At 61.1% G+C, this 23,607-nt stretch carries 25 protein-coding genes; 8 read left to right on the top strand and 17 right to left on the bottom strand.

What is annotated here, in order from left to right; translation table 11 throughout:
• Positions 1-141 precede the first annotated feature (141 nt).
• From AAIA72_RS01370 to AAIA72_RS01345, 6 genes are read left to right on the top strand one after another with little or no spacing between them, the layout of a single operon-like run.
• On the top strand, positions 142-1,098 hold the full coding sequence (locus AAIA72_RS01370; RefSeq protein WP_369601664.1) for an AAA family ATPase: 957 nt from the start codon (positions 142-144) through the stop codon (positions 1,096-1,098).
• Positions 1,095-1,997, top strand: a complete 903-nt coding sequence (locus tag AAIA72_RS01365) for a DUF58 domain-containing protein (RefSeq protein ID WP_369601663.1) — start codon at positions 1,095-1,097, stop codon at positions 1,995-1,997. Before AAIA72_RS01370 ends, AAIA72_RS01365 begins: the two co-directional genes overlap by 4 nt.
• Positions 1,994-2,422 (top strand): DUF4381 domain-containing protein, encoded by a 429-nt coding sequence (locus AAIA72_RS01360; RefSeq protein WP_369601662.1) that lies wholly within the window; start codon positions 1,994-1,996, stop codon positions 2,420-2,422. Before AAIA72_RS01365 ends, AAIA72_RS01360 begins: the two co-directional genes overlap by 4 nt.
• Positions 2,419-3,372 carry a VWA domain-containing protein gene (locus AAIA72_RS01355; RefSeq protein WP_369601661.1) on the top strand — a complete coding sequence of 318 codons (954 nt, stop codon included), beginning with the start codon at positions 2,419-2,421 and terminating at the stop codon, positions 3,370-3,372. The genes AAIA72_RS01360 and AAIA72_RS01355 overlap by 4 nt, the downstream gene beginning before the upstream one ends.
• Entirely contained in the window at positions 3,365-5,254 is a 1,890-nt protein-coding gene (locus AAIA72_RS01350; protein ID WP_369601660.1) for a VWA domain-containing protein, read from the top strand. The genes AAIA72_RS01355 and AAIA72_RS01350 overlap by 8 nt, the downstream gene beginning before the upstream one ends.
• Positions 5,248-6,747, top strand: coding sequence for a BatD family protein (locus AAIA72_RS01345; RefSeq protein ID WP_369601659.1), 1,500 nt, complete (start codon positions 5,248-5,250; stop codon positions 6,745-6,747). Before AAIA72_RS01350 ends, AAIA72_RS01345 begins: the two co-directional genes overlap by 7 nt.
• A gap of 266 nt (positions 6,748-7,013) precedes the next feature.
• Here AAIA72_RS01345 and AAIA72_RS01340 read toward each other — a convergent pair whose 3' ends face one another.
• The 15 genes from AAIA72_RS01340 to AAIA72_RS01270 all read right to left on the bottom strand — a co-directional run bounded on the left by AAIA72_RS01340 (position 7,014) and on the right by AAIA72_RS01270 (position 18,903).
• Positions 7,014-7,178 (bottom strand): DUF2788 domain-containing protein, encoded by a 165-nt coding sequence (locus AAIA72_RS01340; RefSeq protein ID WP_369601658.1) that lies wholly within the window; start codon positions 7,176-7,178, stop codon positions 7,014-7,016.
• A gap of 89 nt (positions 7,179-7,267) precedes the next feature.
• Positions 7,268-8,080, bottom strand: coding sequence for a tol-pal system protein YbgF (gene ybgF, locus AAIA72_RS01335; protein WP_369601657.1), 813 nt, complete (start codon positions 8,078-8,080; stop codon positions 7,268-7,270).
• Between the two features lie 21 nt (positions 8,081-8,101).
• Positions 8,102-8,680, bottom strand: coding sequence for a peptidoglycan-associated lipoprotein Pal (pal, locus tag AAIA72_RS01330; RefSeq protein WP_369601656.1), 579 nt, complete (start codon positions 8,678-8,680; stop codon positions 8,102-8,104).
• A gap of 47 nt (positions 8,681-8,727) precedes the next feature.
• Entirely contained in the window at positions 8,728-10,044 is a 1,317-nt protein-coding gene (tolB, locus tag AAIA72_RS01325) for a Tol-Pal system beta propeller repeat protein TolB (RefSeq protein ID WP_369601655.1), read from the bottom strand.
• A 2-nt stretch (positions 10,045-10,046) separates the two neighbouring features.
• Complete coding sequence (tolA, locus tag AAIA72_RS01320) at positions 10,047-10,976, bottom strand: cell envelope integrity protein TolA (protein WP_369601654.1); 930 nt, start codon at positions 10,974-10,976, stop codon at positions 10,047-10,049.
• Between the two features lie 4 nt (positions 10,977-10,980).
• Entirely contained in the window at positions 10,981-11,406 is a 426-nt protein-coding gene (tolR, locus tag AAIA72_RS01315; protein WP_369601653.1) for a protein TolR, read from the bottom strand.
• A complete protein-coding gene (tolQ, locus tag AAIA72_RS01310) occupies positions 11,406-12,098 on the bottom strand; it encodes a protein TolQ (RefSeq protein ID WP_369601652.1) in 693 nt (230 codons plus the stop codon). Before tolQ ends, tolR begins: the two co-directional genes overlap by 1 nt.
• A complete protein-coding gene (locus AAIA72_RS01305) occupies positions 12,095-12,526 on the bottom strand; it encodes a YbgC/FadM family acyl-CoA thioesterase (protein WP_369601651.1) in 432 nt (143 codons plus the stop codon). Before AAIA72_RS01305 ends, tolQ begins: the two co-directional genes overlap by 4 nt.
• On the bottom strand, positions 12,523-13,539 hold the full coding sequence (gene ruvB, locus AAIA72_RS01300; RefSeq protein ID WP_369601650.1) for a Holliday junction branch migration DNA helicase RuvB: 1,017 nt from the start codon (positions 13,537-13,539) through the stop codon (positions 12,523-12,525). Before ruvB ends, AAIA72_RS01305 begins: the two co-directional genes overlap by 4 nt.
• A gap of 45 nt (positions 13,540-13,584) precedes the next feature.
• Positions 13,585-14,193, bottom strand: coding sequence for a Holliday junction branch migration protein RuvA (ruvA, locus tag AAIA72_RS01295; protein ID WP_369601649.1), 609 nt, complete (start codon positions 14,191-14,193; stop codon positions 13,585-13,587).
• A 6-nt stretch (positions 14,194-14,199) separates the two neighbouring features.
• The gene (gene ruvC / locus AAIA72_RS01290) at positions 14,200-14,736 is read right to left on the bottom strand and encodes a crossover junction endodeoxyribonuclease RuvC (protein WP_369601648.1); all 537 of its coding nucleotides are present in this window, start codon (positions 14,734-14,736) and stop codon (positions 14,200-14,202) included.
• A complete protein-coding gene (locus AAIA72_RS01285) occupies positions 14,736-15,473 on the bottom strand; it encodes a YebC/PmpR family DNA-binding transcriptional regulator (RefSeq protein ID WP_369601647.1) in 738 nt (245 codons plus the stop codon). The genes ruvC and AAIA72_RS01285 overlap by 1 nt, the downstream gene beginning before the upstream one ends.
• An 18-nt stretch (positions 15,474-15,491) precedes the next feature.
• Positions 15,492-17,270, bottom strand: coding sequence for an aspartate--tRNA ligase (gene aspS, locus AAIA72_RS01280; RefSeq protein ID WP_369601646.1), 1,779 nt, complete (start codon positions 17,268-17,270; stop codon positions 15,492-15,494).
• Positions 17,271-17,297: 27 nt separating this feature from the next.
• On the bottom strand, positions 17,298-17,561 hold the full coding sequence (locus AAIA72_RS01275) for an FmdB family zinc ribbon protein (RefSeq protein ID WP_369601645.1): 264 nt from the start codon (positions 17,559-17,561) through the stop codon (positions 17,298-17,300).
• A 100-nt stretch (positions 17,562-17,661) separates the two neighbouring features.
• Positions 17,662-18,903, bottom strand: a complete 1,242-nt coding sequence (locus AAIA72_RS01270) for a substrate-binding protein (protein WP_369601644.1) — start codon at positions 18,901-18,903, stop codon at positions 17,662-17,664.
• A gap of 208 nt (positions 18,904-19,111) precedes the next feature.
• Here AAIA72_RS01270 and AAIA72_RS01265 point away from each other — a divergent pair, with 208 nt between their 5' ends.
• The gene (locus tag AAIA72_RS01265) at positions 19,112-21,172 is read left to right on the top strand and encodes a dehydrogenase (protein WP_369601643.1); all 2,061 of its coding nucleotides are present in this window, start codon (positions 19,112-19,114) and stop codon (positions 21,170-21,172) included.
• Positions 21,173-21,224: 52 nt separating this feature from the next.
• A complete protein-coding gene (gene fabR / locus AAIA72_RS01260; RefSeq protein WP_369601642.1) occupies positions 21,225-21,869 on the top strand; it encodes an HTH-type transcriptional repressor FabR in 645 nt (214 codons plus the stop codon).
• Here fabR and AAIA72_RS01255 read toward each other — a convergent pair.
• On the bottom strand, positions 21,841-22,257 hold the full coding sequence (locus tag AAIA72_RS01255) for an HIT domain-containing protein (RefSeq protein WP_369601641.1): 417 nt from the start codon (positions 22,255-22,257) through the stop codon (positions 21,841-21,843). The two genes, fabR and AAIA72_RS01255, sit on opposite strands and share 29 nt — an antisense overlap.
• Positions 22,254-23,597: a UDP-glucose/GDP-mannose dehydrogenase family protein gene (locus AAIA72_RS01250; protein ID WP_369601640.1), complete on the bottom strand. Its 1,344-nt coding sequence runs from the start codon at positions 23,595-23,597 to the stop codon at positions 22,254-22,256. The genes AAIA72_RS01255 and AAIA72_RS01250 overlap by 4 nt, the downstream gene beginning before the upstream one ends.
• Positions 23,598-23,607 lie beyond the last annotated feature (10 nt).

Here is a 23,607-nt window from a genome sequence, read left to right as displayed (position 1 = left end):
CCACGCTTCTCATAAGCGTAGTGCAATGTCGAAAAAATGCGCACTTCTGCAGAAATAAAGAATTTTTAAGTGTTAGACTTAACCCTTTATAGCAGAATAGCTTTTCAACCTGTCCTCAGTGATTGTGCGTAGCGGAAACCCATGACAATTCAGGCCCGATTTGCCGACTTGACCACCCACCTCGAACATCAGATCATTGGCCAGCACCGGCTGGTGCAGCGTTTGCTGATTGCCCTGCTGGCAGATGGTCACCTGCTGGTGGAAGGACCTCCCGGACTGGCCAAGACCCGGGCGGTTCAGGCGCTGTCCCGGGCCATCGAGGCCAGCTTCAAACGGATTCAGTTCACACCCGACCTGCTCCCCGCCGACATCATCGGTGCGGAAATCTTCCGTCAGGAAACAGCCGAGTTCGAATTTGTGGAAGGCCCCATCTTTCACTCGCTGATTCTGGCCGACGAAATCAACCGGGCTCCGGCCAAGGTTCAGAGTGCCCTGCTGGAAGCCATGGCCGAGCGCCAGGTGACGGCCTACGGCCGCGAACTGCGGCTGCCGGAACTGTTCATGGTCATGGCCACCCAGAACCCCATCGAACAGGAAGGCACCTATCCGCTGCCCGAAGCCCAGCTTGATCGCTTCCTGCTGCACCTGATCGTGGATTACCCCTCTCCGGCGGATGAGCTGGACATTCTTCGTCTGACCCGGGAAGAAGCCCGGTCGGCCCCCGATTACCCCTTCACACCGCTGACTGTGGATGAAATCCGCCAGGCACGACGCGCACTGCTGGATCTTTACATGAGTGACGAGGTGGAGCGCTATATCGTGGCACTGATCACCGCCACCCGTGCGGGTCACGGCCCGGAACCCATTACCTCGAAGCTTGCCTATGGTGCGTCGCCCCGGGCTACCCTGGCCCTGGACCGCTGTGCCCGGGCACATGCCTGGCTGACGGGCAAGGCGTTTGTGACTCCGGCGGACATTCAGGCCGTGTTGCCGGATGTTCTCCGGCATCGGCTTATCCTGCACTACACCGCCGAGGCCGAAGGCCTCACCACCGATGACGTGATCCGGCTGCTGATGGAGCGGGTTCCTGCGCCATGACCACCACCGGTTCGCCCTGGACGGACATGACCGCACTGATGGCACTGGAACAACCGGCCACGCGCCTGCCGGACCTGCTCCGGCTGAAGTCCCTGAGTGAACAGAGCGGTTTTCAGGTTGCCAGGCGGCCGGGTTCGGGCATGTCCTTTGCCGAGCACCGGCTGTATCAGTACGGCGACCCGCTTCGGGATCTCGACTGGAAAGTCACTGCACGCCAGGGCAAGCCCCATGTCCGGACCTGGCATGCGGAACACGAACAGCCGCGCTGGATCCTGGTGGATCAGAGTCCCGCCATGTTTTTCGGCAGTGTACACACGACACGCGCGGCCATCGCTGCCGAGCTGGCGGCATTGCTGGCATGGCAGGCGTTCGGCTGCCACGATCCGGTTGCACTGACGATACCCGGCGAACGCAACACACCGATCCGGGCGGTTCGTCACCGGCGACATCTTCTTCCCCGGCTGCACCAACTGCTCCGGCATCATCTGCTGCTGAATCCGGCCGCCGACCGCCAGAGCTTGGCCGCCGGTGAGCCCGGCGCAGTGCTCGCCCGTTCCCTTCAGGCCATCCGGCAACACCGTGCCGCGCGTGGCAGCCTGGCCCTGATCACCACCGCAAGCCAGGTGACCGCAGAGGTCCTGCTGGCACTGGCCAGCCTCCGTCCCCGGCTCAGTCCGCTGGTGATCCTCATTCAGGACCCCCTCGACCTCAGCGGACCACCGGATCCCATCCCGGTCACGGACGGCCTCCACACCGGCCTCTGGCAACCGAAACCAAAGGACTGGATGACGCCGGTGCACAATGCGTTGCGCGACCAGGGCATTCCCCACCTGCGCCTGAGCACGGAACGGCCGGTACTGGAACAACTGCTTCATCTGTCGGGGGGTGTCCGGCCATGATGCCGCTGCCGATCGAGGATATCATCCTGCCCGGGGAGCCCGGTTTCTGGCCCCCGGCGCCCGGCTGGTGGCTGCTTGCCCTCGTTCTGCTGGTTGCACTGCTCCGGATCATTCGCCGCCTGTGGCGGGTCTGGCCGCGCTGGCGGGCCCGCAGGCGCGCCCTCGGGGCCATCCGCCGGGCGCACAATGCGGCGGAGATCAATCGTCTGCTCAAGGGCTATGCGGTACGCTGGCTGGCCGCTCCCCCGGCCGCTCAGGGTGACGCCTGGGTACAATGGATGCTGCAGCAAGGCCCTGCTCTGGCCCCCGAAGACCGTGAAGTCCTGAAGCAGCTAGCCGAGGCCCCCTATCGTCCGGATGGCATTCCCGATCCGGAACAACTGAAGCGCGCCGTGATTCACTGGCTCCGAAAGGTGAAAGCATGACATTCGTGTGGTGGTGGATCCTGCTGGCCTGGCCTCTGCCGTGGCTGGTACTGCGCTGGCGCAGCCAGACCGCTCAGGCTTCACCGCCGGCCTCACAATTGCTGTACTACCCGCAACTGACACTGGCACAGCCGGAAACCGTGACGGCAAACCGGACAAGGCGGAAGCCGCTGCCCTTGCCCCTTGCCCTCGTCTGGACCCTGTTGGTGGTGGCCGCGGCACGGCCGGTCATGGAAGGCGAACCGATTCCCCTGCAACAGCAAGCCCGCAGCATGATGCTTGCAGTAGACCTGTCTCCCAGCATGGGTGAGGATGACATGATCGTGAACGGTTATCGTGTTTCCCGGCTGCAGGCCGTCCACCGGGTCGTCGAGCAGTTCATCGAACGTCGGAAGAGAGACCGCATGGGCCTGATCGTGTTCGGTCGCCAGGCCTATCTCCACGTCCCCCTCACTTTCGATCTGGAGACCCTGCGCACCCTCCTGCTCGAGACACGCATCGGTCTGGCCGGCGATCGCACGGCCATCGGTGATGCCATCGGACTGGCCATCAAGAAACTGAGTGCGCTGCCTGCACAACGCCGGGTGCTGGTACTGCTGACGGATGGTGCCAATACGGCGGGCACCGTCGACCCGCTTGAAGCCGCCCGGCAGGCTGCACAGGCCGGCATCGTGATCCACACGGTCGGCATCGGCACGCCCGATGTACGCGATGACGCCGCCGATCTGGATACCCTCGAGCAGATTGCACGAGTGACTGGGGGGACCTTTTTCAATGCGCGCAGCGCACCCGAACTGGAAATGGCTTATGCCGCCCTGGACATGCTGGAACCTGTCACCGAGGAAGGCCCCATTGTCCGTCCGCTTCAGCCACTCCATCACTGGCCCCTGCTCGCAGCCTGGCTGATCTGGCTCGGCAGCTCGTTGTACCGGAGGTTCGCGCATGCCTGACCTGCAGTGGACACACCCCTGGGTCCTTCTGGCGCTGCTCCTGGTCCCCTGGCTGCCACACTGGCTGGGCGGATTTGCCGCGCCAGGGAAGCTGGCCGGCGTGATTCATCCGGGTTTGCTGCGCCACCTGCTGATTCCGGCGCACCGCACCAGCCGGGGGCGGCCCGCCGCAAAGCACCTGCTTCGGCTGTTTGCCGCACTGTCCATTCTCACACTCGCCGGTCCGACCCTGCCCAGACAGGTGCCGGAAGGATTCATTCAGTCCCGCCCGCTGGTGCTGGCGCTGGATCTGTCGCTGTCCATGTTCGCCCAGGATCTGCCACCCTCCCGTCTGGAGAGAGCGCGCCAGGAGATACAGGACGTGCTGAGGCGCGCGCCGGACCGCGACATTGCACTCATGGCCTGGGCCGGTGATGCCTTTCGTGTCGTGCCCTTTACACGCGATCATGACACCCTCCGGCTCATGCTGCCCGACCTGTCTCCGGCCATCATGCCGGCCCCGGGAAGCCGGCCCGATCGCCTGATGATGCGGGCCCGGGAGATGCTCAAGCCGGGTCAGGATGCCGACATGCTGATACTGGGCGACGGACTGAATCCGGATCATCTGGACGACTTCAGAGCAGGACTGAAAGACTGGCCCGGCCGGGTGAGCTGGCTGCTGACGGCCACGCCCGAAGGTGCGCCCATTCCCATTCCCGGACAGGGCTTTCTGGAAGAAAACGGGCAGTTGGTCATGGCCCGTGCCGAGGTTAATTCACTGGACCAACTGGCACGGGAGAATCTCTTGCAGTGGGCATTCTCACGGCCGGATGATCTGGATCTGAACGCCCTGCTGAGCGCCGAAGGGCAGCTCCGGAAGTCCGACGCCCTGCGCACCCGGCTCAGCCGTCAGGACGTCGGCCACTGGCTGCTGATTCCCCTGCTGGTGCTCTGGCTGATGCTCATGCCGCGGCTTGTACTGCCCGCCTGCATCGTTCTCGTGCTGGGTGCGGCACCGTCACCGGCCAGAGCGCTGGAATGGCAGGATCTCTGGCTGAATCCGGATCAGCGCGCCTGGCAAGCCCTGCAGGAGGGGGATGCCGATACCGCAGCCCGGCTTGCCCGTGATCCCGCCCTGAAGGGTGCCGCCCTGTATCGGGCCGGCAAGTACCGTGAAGCTGCCCGTGCCTTCGGGAAGGACCCGACCGCAACCGGACATTACAACCGGGGCAACGCCCTGGCCCAATCCGGTGATCTGGAAGGCGCGAAGGAAGCGTGGCTCAGGGCGCTGGCACTGAACCCCGATCTGGAGCAGGCCAGGCGGAATCTGGAGCTGCTTGACCGGCTCAAAAGAGAGTCCGGATCAGGTGGTCAGCAGGGACAGGACAACCGGCAAAATCAGGAGGGTCAGCGCAATCCGGGCCACCAGAATGACCAGACCGGGCCGGGCAACGCTTCCGATCGATCGGGTCAGTCCGGCACCCGCGATCAGCAGGGCCGACAATCCGGAAGCGGCGATCAGACGAGCCGGACACCAACTTCGGGACAGCAGAACGAGGATCAGACATCCGGTCCGTCTCCCGAGCTGCGCACGCGCGGCAATCCGGCTGATGCGGGGGCTGATGAGCGGCAACCAGGTGCCCTGGAAAACCGGAAATCCGGGAAGAGCCGGGATCCATCGGCCGCCGGAGAGACCAGCGGGCAGCCGAAGCCAGACAAACCGGAGACGGATGCCGCGACGGATGGCACGACAACCGCCGGCCAGCCCGGCCTCTCCGATGACGAGCTCAGGCGCTGGCTGCGCCGCATACCGGATACCCCCGGACAACTGCTTCAACGCAAGTTCATGCAACAGTACAGGGAGCGGGACGAACGTCCCGACAAGGGAGAACCCATATGGTAACCATGCACTTCCGGTACGCCCGGTACCTTATCGGGAGCCTGCTGCTCCTCTTGGCCACCCTCACTCAGGCCGAGCTTACCGCATCGATCGACCGGAACGAAGTTCAGCAGGGCGAAACGGTTACACTCACGGTGACAGCGCTGCTGGAGGACACGCCGTTCAGTCTGTTTGACCTGAACACCCTCAAGGTGCCGCAACCGGACACATCCGTACTGGAGCAGGATTTCGAAATTCTGGGTCAGGATCAGCGCTACAGCATGCAGTTCACCAACAATGTGAGCGAGACCCGCATCTTCTGGGAATATACCTTGGTGCCCAAGCGCACCGGCGAGATCAGGATCCCTCCCCTGCGCTGGCAGAAGGAAAAAACCCCCGCACTCTCTCTCACGGTGCGGGAGGCACCTGCCGCCCCGACCTCGGATGCCCCGGTACGCATCGAGGCCGAACTGGATGATGATGAAGCCTATGTGGGCGAACAACGCATTCTCAACATGCGCCTGCTCTACCGTGAGGACATGGCACGCGGGCAGTGGCCACACCCGGACCACCCGGACCTGGTCATCCGCCAATTGGGCAAGCAGACCGAGTTTACCCGGCTGATCAACGGCAAGGCCTATCACGGACTGGCCCGACGCTATGCCCTGTTCCCCCGCAAGCCCGTAAAACTGACGATCCCGCCCGTCACCTTTGAAGGCCTGCTCATCCATGATATCCGCAAGACGCTCACCAAACGCATCGCGTCATCGCCGGAGCTGACACTGACGGTCAAACCCGTACCGGAGAGTGCATCTTCACCCTGGCTGCCTGCGCGACGCCTGTCCATGACCGAAACCTGGACACCCGACACCACCGATCTGAAAGTGGGAGACAGCCTCACCCGGGAAATCACCCTTGAAGCACTGGGGCTGGATGCGGCTGATCTTCCGGAGATTGTTGTCCCGACCCTGCTGGAAGGCATACGCATCTATCCGCAACCCGCCCAGCGAGACACCCGAGAAACCGCCTATGGCCTGACCGGAAGGCTCAGGGTGGCCTGGGCGATTGTTCCCACCCGCCCGGGCACCTACACACTCCCGGCCATTGAAATCCGCTACTGGAACACGGTTGCGGATAAAGCCGGGCAGGTCACCCTGCCCCCGCGCACACTGAACGTGACCGGAGATCAGCTGGCACTCCCGGCAACCACCTCCGGCAACACGGATACGGGGGGACGACCCGGCACAATGGTTCTGGAAAATACTGGCCGGCTTGTTGGCGCTGGGCTGGACTTTCACGGCCGGCCTTGTCTGGTACCGTCACAGGCGAGAGGCCGCCAGCGCCGGGGCCCGACACACCCTCACTCGCCAGCCCTTGCCGCCTCCCCCCAAGGTGGAGCGGGATGTTTCGGGTTTTCTTCGGGAGGCCGAATTATGGCTGGAAAGCGTGACGCCCATGGCACGCCGGCATGGCGGAAACGAGGACCTGGCACAGCGTATCCGGCAAGCGTTGAATGATCTTGCGGCGCGCTGTTATGGTCATACGGCAGAGAAACGACCGGACATCACTGCAACACGCGCGCTGCAGCACGATATGCGGGCGCTTTACAAAGCGCTACTGGATACCGCCAATCATGAAGGGGGGTTTTCAGACTGGGTAACAGAGACTTCAAAAACAAAGCCCTGAGCTCCACACGAATCTCAAGGCTTTGCACGCTTCCGGAAGGAGGCTGATGCGCCCCATTCCGGTCAGATATGCATGACTTCGACAATAACCGTCTTGATCAGGAATCCGACAACCCCGAGGCCCAGGGCAAAAAGAGAACCGCCGTACCAAAGCGACCCGCATTGGAGCGCTTTGCCAGATCCCAGACGATAAATCCCATGAACAGGATCAGGCCTCCGATGAGCAAGACCATGCTCAGTTGCTCGAACTGCTCTACCGACATCAGCTTCCTCCTCTCATTCGGCAACAGTATACCCGGCACCACCGGTTGTCACCAGTGCCGGCCAGTCAGGTTTTGCCGGATTTCACAGGCTATTCAAGCTTGCTCAGGTAGGTTTTTGCCAGATCCGCCGCATGGCTGTCCGGGTAGTTCTCCACCACCGTGCGCAGCGCCTCCCGCGCCTCATTCACCTTGCCCTGGCGATGATAGACCACGCCCAGCTTGAATCGGGCATCCGGGGCCTTGCGATGATCCGGATAGCGACCGAGCACGACTATAAACGCTTGCTCAGCCTTCTCCAGTTCACCTTCCACCAGATAGACTTCTCCCAGCCAGTAATAGGCATTGGCTGTCAGGTCGCTGTCGGGCCAGGCCGATATGAAATCCAGCCAAGCACCAATGGCCTCCTTGAACTTCTGCTGCCGGACCAGTTCGAAAGCCGCCTGATACTGGCGCTGCTGTTCGGGACTTGGGGGCTGAGTCTTGTCCGGAGACGGAGAGTTGCCCGGGGTACTGGCGGGGGGTGGAGTCTGTGCGGCGTCAGAATCTTTGGCAGAAACCGGTGGCGTCTGCACTGCGGGCCCGGATAGCCGTTCCGCCACCAGCCTGGACAGATCGAGAATCCGCTGGTCCAGATCGATATAGCGCTGACGTTCCTGATCCTTCATTTTCCGGATCTCGAACTGCAGTGCTTCCACCTGCCCACGCAGCGTACGCACCTCTTCCTGCAGCTGCTGAACCATCAGCAAGGCATCCGTACCTGAGGGTGATGCCTGGCCGGCTGCCGGCGCTTCTTCCACAACCTGCAAGACCTGCGTGGGCGGTGGTGCCGCCCACAGCAGAGTCGTACTGCCCAGCCAGAGACCGGCTACCGATGAAACAAGTCGTATGCCTGATCTTGTCATGTGCCGGCTCCTCTGCAAGGCTTACTTGTATTCCAGAACCACGCGGCGGTTCTTGGCCCAGGCGGCTTCGTTGTGCCCGGCAACAGCAGGGAATTCCTCACCGTAGGACACCACTTCGATCTGCGCGGGCGATGCACCATTGGCAACCAGGAAGCGCGCCACCGCCTTGGCGCGACGCTCACCCAGCGCCAGGTTGTATTCCTTGGTGCCACGCTCATCGGTATAACCGTTCAGCACCACCTTCTTGTCCGGGTTGGCTGCCAGGAATGCAGCGTGCGCCTTCAGAGGCAGGTGGGCTTCAGGCTTCAGCACGGACTTGTCGAAATCAAAGTAGAAGGTGCGCACTTCACGCAGAGCGGCCATTTCACGATCCTGTGCTTCCTTCTCCTGTACGGCCTGCTGGGCAGCCAGTTCTTCGCTGGTCATGCCGGCTTCATCGCCTGCACCATAGGTGGTGGCATCACCGCCCTGCTGATCCACCACACCCACGGTTTCGGTGTTTCCGGCCTGTTCATCCTGGGTCGGAGTGCTGCTGCAGCCCGCCAGTACGAATGCTGTGAGTGCCAGTGCGGCAAGATTTTTGAAGTTAAGTGTCATCATTTTTCAGTTTCCTTTTTGGTGGATCATCAGTTTTCAGGTTGTTCTGTTCAGGGTTTCAGCCAGGGAGACCAGGCGGGCTCCCTCACATCACCATCCTGCGACGGCAACAGGTAGCGGCTGCCAGTCACCACGGAGACAACCGCAAGTACTCCTTTGCCCTTGCGCTGGGTGGCATAAATGACCATCTTTCCGTTCGGGGCCACACTCGGTGATTCATCCATGCCCGTATCTGACAGCACTGTGGTTTCACGGGTTCCGAGATCCAGCGCTGCGACATGGAAAGCACCGTCGCGTTGGTGCACATAATACACCTTGAGGCCGTCATCACTGAACCGGGGACGTGCATTATAACGTCCTTCAAAGGTCAAACGTACCGGTGCCCCGCCTTCCGCGCTGATCTGGTAGATCTGCGGACCACCTCCCCTGTCGGACGTAAAGACCAGTGAACGACCATCCGGAGACCAGCTGGGTTCGGTGTCGATGGCCCAGTGATTGGTCAGCCGGCGCAGCCGGTTGGTGGTCAGATCCAGAATATAGATTTCCGCATTCCCGTCCTTGGACAGGGTCAGAGCCAGCTTGCGGCCATCAGGCGACCATGCAGGCGCACTGTTCAGGCCTTCAAACTGCTGGATTTGTCTGCGCGCCCCTGTTCTGACATCCTGAATGAAGATTGCCGGTCGTCGTCTGCGCTCAAAGGAGACATATGCGATCTGGCGACCATCCGGTGACCAGGAGGGTGAAATGATGGGCTGTGCTGACTCGGCAATCACACGCGCATTGCGACCATCCGCATCGGCAACCTCCAGCACATAACGGACACCCTTCGACGTGTTCCGGAGAAGCACATAGGCGATCCGGGTGGAAAACACGCCCCGAACGCCGGTGAGGGCTTCATAGACGGCATCGGCCACACGGTGGGCCAGCCGTCGCTGCTGGTTCAGGGGGGCCGCAATCCGCTCTCCCAGCACACGCTGCTGGCTGGAGACATCATAAAGTTCATAGGTCAGCTCAACCTGCTGATCTGCCGGTGACACGCGCACCTGGCCCACGACAATATAACGCTGGCCGAGCAGGCGCCACTCTCTGAAATAGATATCCTTTCCGACGGCCGGCAGACTCAGCATCCGCTCGGTTGGCAAGGGTGCAAACTCACCAGTGCGCAGCAGGTCATCGGAAATGATCCCGGCCAGATCCTCGGTGGGTGACTGTTCGCTGAGCACACGAAATGGCACGATGGCAATGGGCAATGCACTGTCCACCCCCTGGGTGATCTCGATCACCAGATCCGCGCGTGCCATCATGGTCTGCACCAGCATCAGCAGCCCGAATATCAGCTGACGAGCCTGGATTCCTGTTCTGTGCACGGTCACTCCTCGGGTTTGAATCTCAGTATCAATGATCGGAACTCACGCTCAAACAGTTGTCTATTGTCCTTCGGTACCGGATACCGGCTGACCGAACTGGCAGCACTGAGCGCCGACCGGTCGAAGGCGGCATTGCCGCTGCTGCGCTCGATGCTCACGGACTTCAGCTCTCCGGTGGGCAACAGCTCGATGCGCAGGTCAACCACCAGCCCCGGCTTCCAGTCCGCCGGCTTGCGCCAGCTCCGTTCCACCGCCTGACGAATGAGCACGATATAACGGTCCCGCTCGGCGAGCATTTGCTGTTCGCGGGCCCGGGCGCGTTCCGCTTCCTCGCGTTTCAGACGCTCCTGCATCTCGGCCGCTTCGCGGGCCAGCTCGGCCTCTCGCTCACGCCGGAGCATTTCCTGGCGTTTGGCCTCAGCTTCCGCCCGTGCCGCTTCCTCTGCCTTGCGACGCTCCGCCTCGGCCTGCCGACGTGCCTTCTCGGCCTCCGCCTGACTGCGACGGGCCTCTTCCTGACGTCGCTTTTCTTCTTCCTGCTTTTTCTTCAGCGCCAGCGCTGCCTGCTTTTTGCGTTTGGCCTCCGCCTGCTTGCGGGCTTCCTCCTGCTTTCGTGCAGCTTCAGCCTTGCGCCGTCGGGCCTCTTCCGCCTTGCGTTTGGCTTCAGCCTTGCGCTTCGCTTCCAGTTTCTTTCGCAGGGCTTCCCTGGCTTTGCGCTCCTGCTCCGCCTGAGCCTGTTTCCGGCGTTCTTCAGCTGAAGGTGGTAGTGTATCAGCCTGTACCGCGACCACACCAATATGACGCGGCACCTTGGGTACGGATTGGCTCGGTGCCCAGCTCATGGCAAAGAGCCCGCCGATCACCAGGTGCAGCACCAGTGACAGGATCAGGGGCAAACGGTTTTCCTGTGTGACCCTCAACCTCAGCTTCATGGCCCTACCTGGGCTTCTCGGTAATCAGGCCCACATTGGCGATCCCGGCGTCCTGCAGCACGGCAAGCAACTGGACCACCTTGCCGTAAGTCACGTTCTCATCGCCACGGATCAATACTTTGACGCCCGGCTTCTGGGTCGTGATTTTCTTCACCTGCTCCCTGACCTGAGCCAGCTCCATGGGGCGGGACTGATCGTCGCCCAGCTCCGTGTAGTAGCCCCCCAGCGCGCTGACCGCAACAATCAGGGGGGGATTCTGTTCATCCACCTGCAGGGGCTGCGAGTCCACCTGCGGCAGGTCCACGTCCACACCCTGCATCAGCAGCGGTGCCGTGACCATGAAAATGACCAGAAGCACGAGCATGACGTCGATATAGGGTACGACGTTGATCTCGGACATGGGTTTGCGTTTGGGCGTATACCAATCCATTACTGGTCATCCTGATGGCTGGCATGGACGCTGCGATGGAGAATGCTGGAGAATTCTTCCGCGAAGGTCCGGTAACTGTTGGCCAGCTGTTCCGATACGGTCGCGAACCGGTTATAGGCAATTACGGCCGGAATGGCGGCAAAGAGGCCCATCGCCGTGGCAATCAGGGCTTCGGAAATGCCCGGCGCCACGGTGGCAATGGATGCCTGCTGCATGTGCGCCAGACCGCGGAAGGCGTTCATGATGCCCCAGACCGTACCAAAGAGGCCGATGTAGGGGCTGGCGGAACCGACGGTCGCAAGGAACGGCAAGTGACGATCCAGGCGCTCCGTTTCCCGGGAATAGGCGACACGCATGGCGCGCTGAACCCCATCCATCACCGCATCGGGATCCACCCCCGCATTCTGGCGCAGGCGGGTGTATTCCTTGAACCCGGCCTTGAAGATCTGTTCCTCCCCGCTATCGGGGTTCGGTTGGCCAGCACATTCACGAAACAGTTGGCCAAGATCCATGCCGGACCAGAAGCGGTTTTCAAAGTCGCGGATTGCCTGACGCGCCTTCCGGTAGACCTGCAGTCGTTGAAAGATGACGGTCCACGAAACAACGGATGCCGCCAGCAGAATCAGCATGACCAGCTGAACGATGAAGCTGGCATTGGCAATCAGGCTCCAGAAACTCAGTTCTTCAGTCACGCTACAGGCTCCTTGATAATGGGTTGCAGGGCGGCTCTCAGGGTGGCCGGCATGGCGACCGGCCGCTGCCGTTCCCGGTCGATACAGGCGACACGCACCTGACCGCGGGTGAGCACCGCCCCGTCTTCAGGGCGTAAAACGGTTTGTTCAAAGTCCATCCAGGTACGACCCAATCCTGTCATATCGGCAGTCACATGCAGCAGGTCGTCAAGACGTGCCGGACCGTGATAGCGGACAGACAGGCTGTGTACCACAAACAATACATCGGGGTTCAGGGTTTCCAGACGGGGAAAGCCCAGACTGCGGATTCGCTCGGTCCGCGCCCGCTCCATGAATTTCAGGTAGTTGGCGTAGAAAACGATGCCACCTGCATCGGTATCTTCTATGTAGACGCGGACGGGCAGAAAAAAGTCACATGCTTCACTCATGACCTTTCGCCTCCGTCCGGCTCCCAGCCGAAGTGCCGGTAGGCCAGCGGCGTGGCCACGCGCCCCCTGGGCGTGCGCATGAGATACCCCTGCTGAATGAGGTAAGGCTCAAGCACGTCCTCGATGGTGGTGCGCTCCTCGCCTATGGCGGCGGACAGGGAATCCACGCCCACGGGGCCACCGTCAAACTTTTCGATGACGGCGCGCAGCAGGCGGCGATCCATGTGATCGAAGCCCTGATCGTCCACATTGAGCATGTTGAGGGCCTGCCCGGCAATCTCGGCGGTGACCACACCGTCGGCCTTGACCTCGGCGAAGTCCCGCACGCGGCGCAGCAGGCGGTTGGCAATACGGGGCGTGCCCCGTGCCCGCCGGGCGATTTCCAGTGCACCGCCCTCACCCAGCGGCACGCCCATCAGGCGGGCCGAGCGTTCGACGATGGTGCAGAGATCCTCTACCGAGTAGAACTCCAGCCGCTGCACGATGCCGAACCGGTCTCTCAACGGCGACGTCAACAGACCGGCACGGGTGGTTGCGCCGACCAGCGTGAACGGTGGCAGTTCCAGCTTGATGGAACGCGCAGCCGGCCCCTCCCCGATCATGATGTCGAGCTGGTAATCTTCCATCGCCGGATACAGCACTTCTTCCACGGCAGGGCTGAGACGATGAATTTCATCAATGAACAGCACGTCACGCGGCTCGAGATTGGTCAGCAGCGCCGCCAGATCTCCGGCCTTTTCCAGCACGGGACCGGAGGTGCACTTGATGGCCACCCCCATTTCTTCGGCGATGATGTTGGCGAGCGTCGTCTTGCCGAGACCCGGAGGCCCGAAAATCAGGGCATGATCCAGCGCTTCGTTGCGCTGACGCGCGGCCTGAATGAAGATTTCCATCTGCTCCCGCACCTGCGGCTGGCCGATATACTCGGCAAGCGTACGGGGGCGTACAGCTCGGTCGATACTGTCTTCGAGGGGCGAACCTGCGGTGGAAACCAGTCGGTCTGCTTCAATCATGGATTGGGGAGTCTGTAAAAATTACCGACCATCTTAGCGGCTTGGTCAGGCTTTTACCATACTCCTTAAAGCCGATTTAATGAGCGAATCCCTGTCCATATCAGGCACATAGACTGCGCGCACGGCACGCGCCGCCTCGGCGGGCTTGTAGCCCAGTGCCACCAGCGCTTCTTCCGCTTCTTCCTGCGCAGTGAGCGCGGGCGGGCCGGCAACCGGATCGTTCTGAGTGACCGTACCGGCCGGGCTGGCCCAGTCCCGGAGACGATCCTTCATTTCCACGATCAGCCGCTCCGCGGTTTTCTTGCCAATGCCGGGAAGCCGGGTCAGCGGCGTACTTTCACCGGCACTGACTGTCGCCACAAAGGTTCCCGCATCCATGTGAGACAATATGGCCAGCGCAAGCTTGGGGCCCACGCCGTTGACCTTGATCAGCTGGCGAAAGAGATCCCGCTCCTGGCGCGACATGAAGCCATAGAGCAACTGGGCATCCTCACGCACGACAAAATGGGTATGCAGGACAATGGTCTCCCCGGCCCGTGGCATCTGGCCGAGCAGCGAGAGCGGCACCTCCACTTCATAACCGACGCCGTGAACGTCGATCAGTACCGTGGGCGGATGACTTTCAATCAGGGTGCCCTGTATACGTCCGATCATGCATGGTTACCTCTGCTTCCAGCGTCCGCCTGCGGTCCCCCGGGAAACCTTGCCCATGCGGATGAGGCTTGAAAGCGTGTGTGCGTGGCAGAGCGCGATGGCCAGTGCGTCCGCCGCATCGGGCTGTGGGGTGCTTTCGAGCCTGAACAGCGCCTGCACCATGGCCTGAACCTGAGATTTGTCGGCATTGCCATTCCCGACCACAGCCTGCTTGGCCTTCTTGGCCGCATACTCTGCCACCGGCAGCCCCTTGTGGGCCAGCGCGACAATCGCCGCGCCACGCGCCTGCCCGAGCTTGAGTGCGGAATCCGCATTGCGGGCCAGGAACACCTGTTCAATGGCCGCTTCCTGCGGCGCATACATGTCCACCAGCTGACAAACGCCGTTGAACACGACCTGAAGCCGGTCAGCCAGGGTTTCCCCGGTCACGCGGATGCAGCCACTGGCCAGATACCGCGCTGCCCCACCCGGACGGGACTCGATCACACCGTATCCCGTGCGGATGGAACCCGGATCTATTCCCAGAATGACCGGCACGGGCATCAGCCCTCGTAGGCTTCTTCGGGAATGTCCGCGTTGGTGTACACGTTCTGTACGTCGTCCAGATCCTCAAGCATGTCGATCATCTTGAGAACGGTCCTGGCCGTTTCCACGTCCAGCTCCACCGTTGTGGACGGCACCATGGTGACCTCAGCTTCCTCGAAGGCCAGTCCCGCGGCCTTGAGTGCCTCGCGTACCGCCTCGAAATCCTCGGGCAGCGTCCGGACCTCCACCGAACCATCATCATTGGTGACGACGTCTTCGGCACCCGCCTCCAGTGCAACTTCCATGATGCGATCTTCGTCCGCACCCGGCGCAAAGGAAATGATCCCCTTCTTGCTGAACAGGTAGGCCACCGAGCCATCCGTACCGAGATTGCCACCATGCTTGGAGAACGCATGCCGGACTTCCGCCACAGTCCGGTTACGGTTGTCGGTCATGGCTTCGACATAGACCGCCACGCCACCGGCGCCGTAACCTTCGTAGGTCAGTTCCTCATAGTTGTCCTGCCCGTCAAGACCGGCGCCACGTGCAATGGCCTTGTCGATGGTGTCCTTCTTCATGTTGTGCTGCAGGGCCTTGTCCACGGCAGCACGCAGGCGCGGGTTATCGGCAGGATCCGCACCGCCCTTGGCAGCGACACTGATTTCCCGGATCAGCTTGGTAAAGATCTTGCCCCGCCTGGCGTCCTGAGCCGCCTTGCGGTGTTTGATGTTTGCCCACTTGCTATGACCTGCCATTGAAATACTCCAGTGCGTTTACTCTGCAGATTTTTCGACGCCAGACCGCACACGGATGTGCAGTTCGCGCAATTGTTTGGGATCCACTTCCCCGGGTGCCTGTGTCAGCAGACACATGGCACTCTGTGTTTTCGGGAAGGCAATGACATCACGAATGGAGGACGCACCGGTCATGAGCATGATCAGGCGGTCCAGGCCGAAGGCGAGTCCGCCATGAGGCGGTGCGCCATACTTCAGTGCATCAAGCAGGAAGCCGAACTTCTCCCGTGCCTCCTCTTCGCCAATCCCCAGCACCCTGAAAACGGCCTGCTGCATTTCCGGATCGTAGATACGCAGTGATCCGCCACCCAGTTCGGTGCCGTTGAGCACCATGTCATAGGCGCGTGACAGCGCGCTTTCGGGATGCGCCGCGAGCTCTTCGGGCGTACACGCCGGCAGCGTGAACGGGTGATGCAGGGAAGTCAGGCCGCCTTCGCCGTCCTCCTCGAACATGGGGAAGTCCACGACCCACAGCGGCGCCCACTCCTTTTCTGCCAGATTGAGATCGTGACCAATGCGGACACGCAGCGCGCCCATGGCCTCGTTGACAGTCGTCCGCTTATCCGCCCCGAAGAAGACCACATCACCGTCTTCCGCCTGCACGCGATCCAGAATGGCCAGCACCGCTTCTTCCGGCAGGAACTTGACGATCGGGCTCTGCAGGCCTTCCACGCCCTGGCTGCGATCGTTGACCTTGATATAGGCCAGCCCCTTGGCACCATAAATACCCACGAATTTGGTGTAGTCATCAATCTGCTTGCGACTGAGCTGGCTGCCCTGAGGGACCCGCAAGGCCACAACCCGGCTCTTGGGATCATTGGCCGGGCCGCTGAAGACCTTGAATTCCACATCCGTGAGCAGATCCGCCACGTCCACCAGTTCCAGCGGAATCCTCAGATCCGGCTTGTCACTGCCGTAGCGCTGCATGGCTTCATGCCAGGTCATGCGCGGGAACGGCGGCAACTCCACATTCAGCAGATCCCGGAACAGGTTGCGGATCATGCCTTCGGCCAGCCCCATGATCTCGTCTTCACTCAGGAAGGACGTTTCAATATCCACCTGCGTGAATTCAGGCTGACGATCTGCACGCAGATCCTCATCCCGGAAACACTTGGCGATCTGGTAATAGCGGTCAAAGCCGGAGACCATGAGGAGCTGCTTGAACAGCTGCGGGGACTGCGGCAGCGCGAAGAAACGACCGGGGTGAGTCCGGCTCGGCACCAGATAATCCCGCGCCCCTTCCGGTGTGGCCCGGGTGAGGATGGGGGTTTCCAGATCCAGGAAGCCGTTGCTGTCCAGGTAATTGCGGATGTAGGACGTGGCTTTTGCCCGGAAAATCAGGCGTTCCTGCATTTCCGGACGGCGCAGATCCATGTAGCGGAAGCGCAGGCGGACATCCTCGCCCACTTCCACATATTCATCCAGCGGAAACGGCGGTGTGGCGGCCTGACTGAGAATTTCCAGCTCCTTGCCCAGCACTTCGATGCGCCCCGTGCGCATCTTCGGGTTGATGGCACCTTCCTGCCGGGCGCGCACGCGACCGGTGACCTTGAGCACGTATTCGCTGCGCACGCGATCAGCCAGTGCGAAACTTTCCTCCGCATCCGGGTCGAATACGACCTGAACCAGTCCTTCACGGTCACGCAGATCAATGAAGATCACGCCACCGTGATCACGGCGACGGTGTGCCCAGCCATACAGGGTCACGGTTTGATCAATATGTTCTTCGCTCAGAGCGCCGCAGTAATGTGTCCGCATAGTTGTGTATTCCTGATGTCTGCTGTCTTAGTCGGCCGAAGCGCTGCCGGCACACTGGCCACACCCGGTGGGTGCGCAGCTGTCACCCGTGGCCAGGTTCTTCTTCGCGCCGGTCTTGAAATCGGTTTCGTACCAGCCACCGCCCTTCAGGCGAAAGCCGGGTGCTGAAATTTTCTTGTGAAAGGTGTCCTGCCGGCATTCCGGACAGGTGACCAGTACCGGGTCACTGACTTTCTGAAGATATTCCTTCTCGAATCCACAGGCCTTGCAAACGTACTCGTAAATCGGCATGCGCCACCTCGTCTACAGCGAACCACCTTAAACAAAGCGCCGTATTATAAACCGATTTTTCCGGTAAAAGCATGCCTGTGAGAAAGGAAGCGGGATGTGGTTACAATCGTGACGGTTTTCCTGCCGCTTTCCGGGCTTCTGTCCTCTCTTCCTGCGTCCCGGCGGCCTCTTCCCCGGCAAGACTGTCAATCAGCTCGAAATAGTCTGCCCGGTAAGGGTCCTGCAACACCTGCTGCCAGGGCTTGCCGCAAACCGCATAGACGGTCTGCACGCTCTGATGATCAAAGGCGCGCCAGTACTGGTCATCCTTGAGCCGGCGGTAACGATGACCTTCCAGTTCGGCAATGACCCGGGCCGTATCAAAGGTGCCGGCCCGCTCCACCGCATCCTTGTATTCGTAAACAATGGTATAAGCCGAAGCCGCGGAGGATGAGGGGCGTTTCTTGTAACGCCCGGAAAAGGCTTCGACAAACTTCCGGCCCGCCGGGTAGTCATACTGGTAAGGCACCTGCCAGCTCCAGGGAACCGCGCCAATCACGCCCTCCATGATGCCAGCTCCGGCCTTCTGAGCCATGCCGAGCTCCAGGCACGGTACCACGACGGCCATCTTGTTCTTCAGTCCCATCTGGTGGGCCAGTGTCAGCGCCCGGACCATGTCATCCCCGAAAAGCACCAGAACCAGCACCTGAGCACCCGATGCCTCGGCAGCCTTCAGCGCATCCCGGAAATGGGTCAGACGGGCACCCGGAAAAGGAGTTTTGACGCCGGGGTTCAACTGTAGGTCGGTCGTTCCCGTAAATCTGCGCAAGGACGCCTCGGTACTCCATCCCCAGGTATAGTCGGCCGTCAGATAGAAATAACGCTGCCCGGCGTACTGGCTGTTGAGCGTCTTGGCAAGCACCCGGGCGGCCATCCAGGCATTGTAGGTTTCGCGGAACATGTACCGGTGCCCTTCCGCACCGGTGGTTGCGTTTGAATACGTCAGCGTGCCGAAATACAAACGGTCATGTCTCGCCGCTTCCTTCCCTGCAGCGATGGCTACCGCCGAAGAGGCGCCTCCGAAAAGCATGACGGCCTGTTCCTTAACGATCAACTCACGGACATTGGCCACGGCAATGTCCGGCCTGGAACGCGAGTCCCGGGTTGCCAGCCGGACCGTCTGGCCCAGAATACCGCCGCTGGCGTTGATTTCATCCACTGCCATCTGTGCGGCACAATGCTGCTCCCGCCCCTGCTCCGCATAACGGCCTGTTTGCGGGTAGTTCAATCCCAGCGTGATGGTTCCGGCCGAGACAAGTGGCGCAACAAACAGACAGACCAGACATAAAACGCGCAAAATCATATCGTTCTCTCTCGCTATTGTATTTGTTCTCGAGCAAACCGCATGTTACCGGCGCCGCGTCATATCCCACCATTCCACCTAGGTCGAAGTTCCCGTAAAGAAATGTGAACGAAACTGAGCAAATCTTGATCTGGGCAATGTCCGCCCACATTTATACGTGTCAGACTGGTCAGTACCAAAACAATCAGACGTCTCGAAGAGGGAATCCATGAAAACAATCGTGACCATCAGTCTGGGCAGCTCAGATGACAACTATGATTTTCAGACCCGGTTTCTGAATACGGATTTCAGGCTGGTTCGCGTGGGAACAGACCACAATCCCCAGCAGGCACAGGCACTGGTGGAACAGTGGAAGGACAAGGCCGACATGATTGCACTGGCCGGCATGCGGGATCACTGCCGGGTGGGGGCGCAATGCCTGCATGAACCCTTCATGGCCATGCTGGAAGAAGAGGCGGACGGGACACCGGTGACAGCGGGCTCCACCCTGCGTGACATCCTCATGGACTGGGCCATCCGTCACACCCAGATTACCGAGGGCAATTTTTTCAACAATGCGGTCACGCTGTTCTTCAACGGCCTGAGTGACTGGAAAGCCGCCAGCGTTCTGAACGAGTACACGGACAACCTGTATTTTGCCGATCCGGTCCTTCAGGTCGCGGCTCCGGCCTGCCTGACCTCGCTGAAGCAGCTGGAGCTTTATGCCCAGGCCACACACCCGCTGATGAAATACACGCCGGCGCACATTGTCCAGCCGCGCCTCAACCCGAAAGCCATGATCAACCGCTGGGCACTGGAAAGCGTGCTCAAGAAGGCCCATGTGCTGGTGGGCCCCCTGGATGCGCTGGAAAACCTGGACGGTGAATATCTGGCCAAGCGCACCCTCATCACCTCGACCGTCACCGAGGAGCGCCTGGAAAAACTGAAGGAAAAAGGTGTCTATACCGTCATTGACTACACACCACGCCTCTTCGAGCAGCCCGTGGGCATCGCCACCCTGGAGGCCATGATCTGTGCGGCCACCGGGCGCCGGCCGGAAGACGTGATCCATGATGATTACCTTGAAATCATTGATGACCTGAAGCTTGAGCCACGCGTCCTGTTCCCCAACGGTCATCGCCGGGTGAACCGCTTCGCCTTCGTGATTCACCCGCTGTCCCAGAAGTATCTGAACAAGGCCAAGCCGCTGGCGCTTCTCTCCAGAGTGGCACCTCAGGTGGTCATGGATCAGGTGGAAAAAGCCATGGCCTGGGCTCCGCCCTTTGTCTACTCGAAGGTCGAAGGCATCGTTTCCCCCACCGGTGCGGAAGCGGAAGGCTGGCTGATCACCGTCGGTGGCACGCCGAAGGAGATCATGCGTCACAATCCGGAATTCACATACCGGCGGCTGCTGGCTGCTGCGGACATGGCCAAGAAGATGGGCGCACAGATCATGGGTCTCGGTGCGTTCACCAAAGTCGTCGGGGATGCGGGCATCACGGTGGCCAAGCGTGCGCCGCTGCCCATCACCACAGGCAACAGCTACAGCGCGTCCGGCGCGCTCTGGGCGGCCTATGAAGCCGTCAAGCGTCTGGGCTTTGTGGAGTTCACGGAACGCGGACGCATCAAGGGCAAGGCCATGGTGGTCGGCGCCACGGGTGCCATCGGCTCGGTATGCGCCCGCCTGCTGGCCAAGGCCGTTGAGGAAGTCCATTTGGTGGCTCCCGAACCGGCCAAGCTGCTGGCACTCAAGGAGAGCATTCTGAAAGAGACGCCGGATGCCCGTCTGGAGATCGCGTCGACCACGGACAAGGCCGCGCTGGGCGAAATGGACATGATCGTGACTGCAACCTCCGGCGCCGGCAAACGCATCCTGGACATCATGAAAGTCAAGCCCGGTTGTGTCATCACGGATGTGGCGAGACCGCTGGACATTCCGCCCGAGGATGTGGCCAAACGGCCCGATGTGCTGGTGATCGAGTCCGGCGAGATCGAGCTGCCCGGAGAGGTGCGCATGAAGGACATTGGTCTGCCGCCAAAGGTGGCCTATGCCTGTCTGGCGGAAACCATCGTGCTGGCACTTGAAGGCCGGTTCGAGAATTACACCCTGGGTCGTCAGATCGAGTGGGAGAAAGTCCGCGAGATCTACAAGCTCGGGCTGAAGCATGGCATGAAGCTGGCTGCCATTTCCGGCGTGAACGGGGTTTATACGGACGAAGACTTCGAACGTGTCCGCACGCTCGCGCTCAAGGCCAGGGAAAAGGCATCAGCTGCCGCTGAAGTGGCCTGATCCCTGCTCCTGATGTAGACTGGCGCCTCCTTGATACAGGAGGCGCTTTTTTATGGCCGGCCGGAATGAACAGAAACAGCGCACCCGCCGTGCACTGCTGGATGCGGCGCTCCGTCAACTGGATGCGGAGAAAAGCTTTTCAAGCCTCAGCCTCAGGGAAGTAGCGCGCGAGGCAGGCATTGCCCCGACTTCCTTCTATCGCCACTTCAGTGACATGGAAGAACTGGGGCTGGCTCTGGTGGACGAAGGCGGGGTGACCCTGCGACAGCTGATGCGGCAGGCCCGCAAGCGCATTGCCAGTTCGGGCAGCGCCATCCAGACCTCACTGGATACCTTTCTGGAATATCTGAGTGCCAATGCCAGCCTGTTTCGCTTGTTGTTGCGCGAGCGATCCGGCCTGTCACGCCAGTTCCGGGCGGCAATCAAGGCGGAGATTGATCACTTCGTCACCGAGCTGTCATGGGATCTGGAGCGCAAGGCCAACGAACTGAACCAGCCACTGGAAGATCCGCGACTGGTGGCGGAAGCCATGGTGACCCTGGTGTTCAACGCGGGTGCCGATCTGCTGGACAGTACACCGGCAGAAAGGCAGGCCGTGCGCGAGCGCCTGGCCCGCCAACTGCGTTACGTGTTGCGCGGAGCCCAGCAGGAAGGCCGGCGGCGCGCCGTTACCCCAGACGCACCTGAATCAGACTGAACAGCCGCATGCCCAGCGCCTGCCCCCGGTCCGCATAGGGTTCGGGCGGGCGCACACCCCAGACGGGACCGGGCCAGGCCGGGTCGTTCTCAAAGCGTACAACATGGTGAAGATGCAGCTGCGGCACCAGATTGCCCAGGGCGGCGATATTGAGCTTGTGGCCCTGAAGTTCCGCCATCATCACCTGCCCCGTGATCCGGCTTTCGAGCCAGAGCTGGCTATAGTCTTCCTCGTCCAGCTCATGGGCCTCACGAATATCCGGGCGGCGCGGCACCAGAATCAGCCATGGATACTGCCGGTCATTCATGATGAGCACGCGGCACAGGGGCAGATCGCCCAGAGTCAGGCAATCCGCCGCCAGCCGCGGGTGCAGTGTCCAGGCGCTCACAGGACCGGCTTCACGCTGAGACCCCGGCCAATGCCGAAGTAACGCAGGCCGTAGCGCTCCATGCGGGCGGGGTCATAGAGGTTGCGGCCATCGAAGATCAATGGCTGACGCAGTGTCCGGGCAATGAGCTCGAAGTCCGGCGAACGGAATTCTTTCCATTCGGTACAGATGACCAGCGCGTCTGCATTGCGCAGGGCTTGTTCCTTGGTGCCGCACAGGGTCAGGTCATCGCGCTCCCCATAGATGCGCTGGGTTTCCTTCATGGCTTCCGGGTCGTATGCCTGAACCGATGCGCCTGCCTCCCAGAGCTGCTCCATGAGGCGACGGCTGGAGGCTTCACGCATGTCATCGGTGTTGGGCTTGAAGGCCAGGCCCCAGACGGCAAAGGTCTTGCCCTTCAGATCTTCACCGAATTCGGCATAGATCTTCTCGAAAAGGACATTCTTCTGCCGGTCGTTCACATCTTCCACGGCTTCCAGAAGCCGGGCCGGATGACCCACTTCCCGTGCGGTGGAGACCAGTGCCTTCACATCCTTGGGAAAGCAGGAGCCGCCATAGCCACAACCGGGGTAGATGAAGTGATAGCCGATACGCGGGTCGGAGCCGATCCCCTTGCGCACCGATTCCACATCCGCGCCCAGACGCTCGGCCAGATTGGCGATCTCGTTCATGAAGCTGATCTTGGTGGCCAGCATGGCGTTGGCGGCGTACTTGGTCAGCTCGGCGGAACGCACGTCCATGACAATGATGCGTTCGCGGTTGCGGTTAAAGGGCTCATACACTTCACGCAACACTTCCACGGCGCGCTCGCTTTCAGCGCCGATCACGATCCGGTCGGGCTTCATGAAGTCATTGACGGCATCCCCTTCCTTGAGAAATTCCGGATTGGAAACCACGTCGAAGGGAATGGCCTCGCCCCGCTCTGCCAGCGCCTCGGCAATGGTGCGGCGTACCCGGTCGCCGGTGCCGACAGGCACCGTAGACTTGTCTACCACCACGCGATAGTCGGTCATGTGCTGACCAATGGTGCTCGCCACCTGCAGTACATAACGCAGATCGGCAGAGCCATCCTCATCCGGCGGCGTACCCACGGCTATGAACTGGACCAGGCCAAATTCGATGGCTTCACGGGCATCGGTGGTGAACTGCAGACGCCCGGCGGCCGCATTGGCCTTGACGATGTTTTCCAGCCCGGGCTCGTAAATGGGAATGACGCCATTGCGCAGGCCCTCGATCTTGGCCTCGTCCACATCCACACACATGACGTGATGGCCCGCATCGGCCAGACAGGCCCCGGTCACCAGTCCCACATATCCTGTTCCGAATATCGCGATTTTCATTGATTACTCC

The organism is Thermohahella caldifontis (assembly GCF_041153465.1).
In the GTDB taxonomy this organism is placed as follows: Bacteria; Pseudomonadota; Gammaproteobacteria; order Pseudomonadales; family Oleiphilaceae; genus Thermohahella; species Thermohahella caldifontis.
Note: the sequence above shows the minus strand (reverse complement) of the source record. Positions and strands in the feature narration are given on the sequence as shown.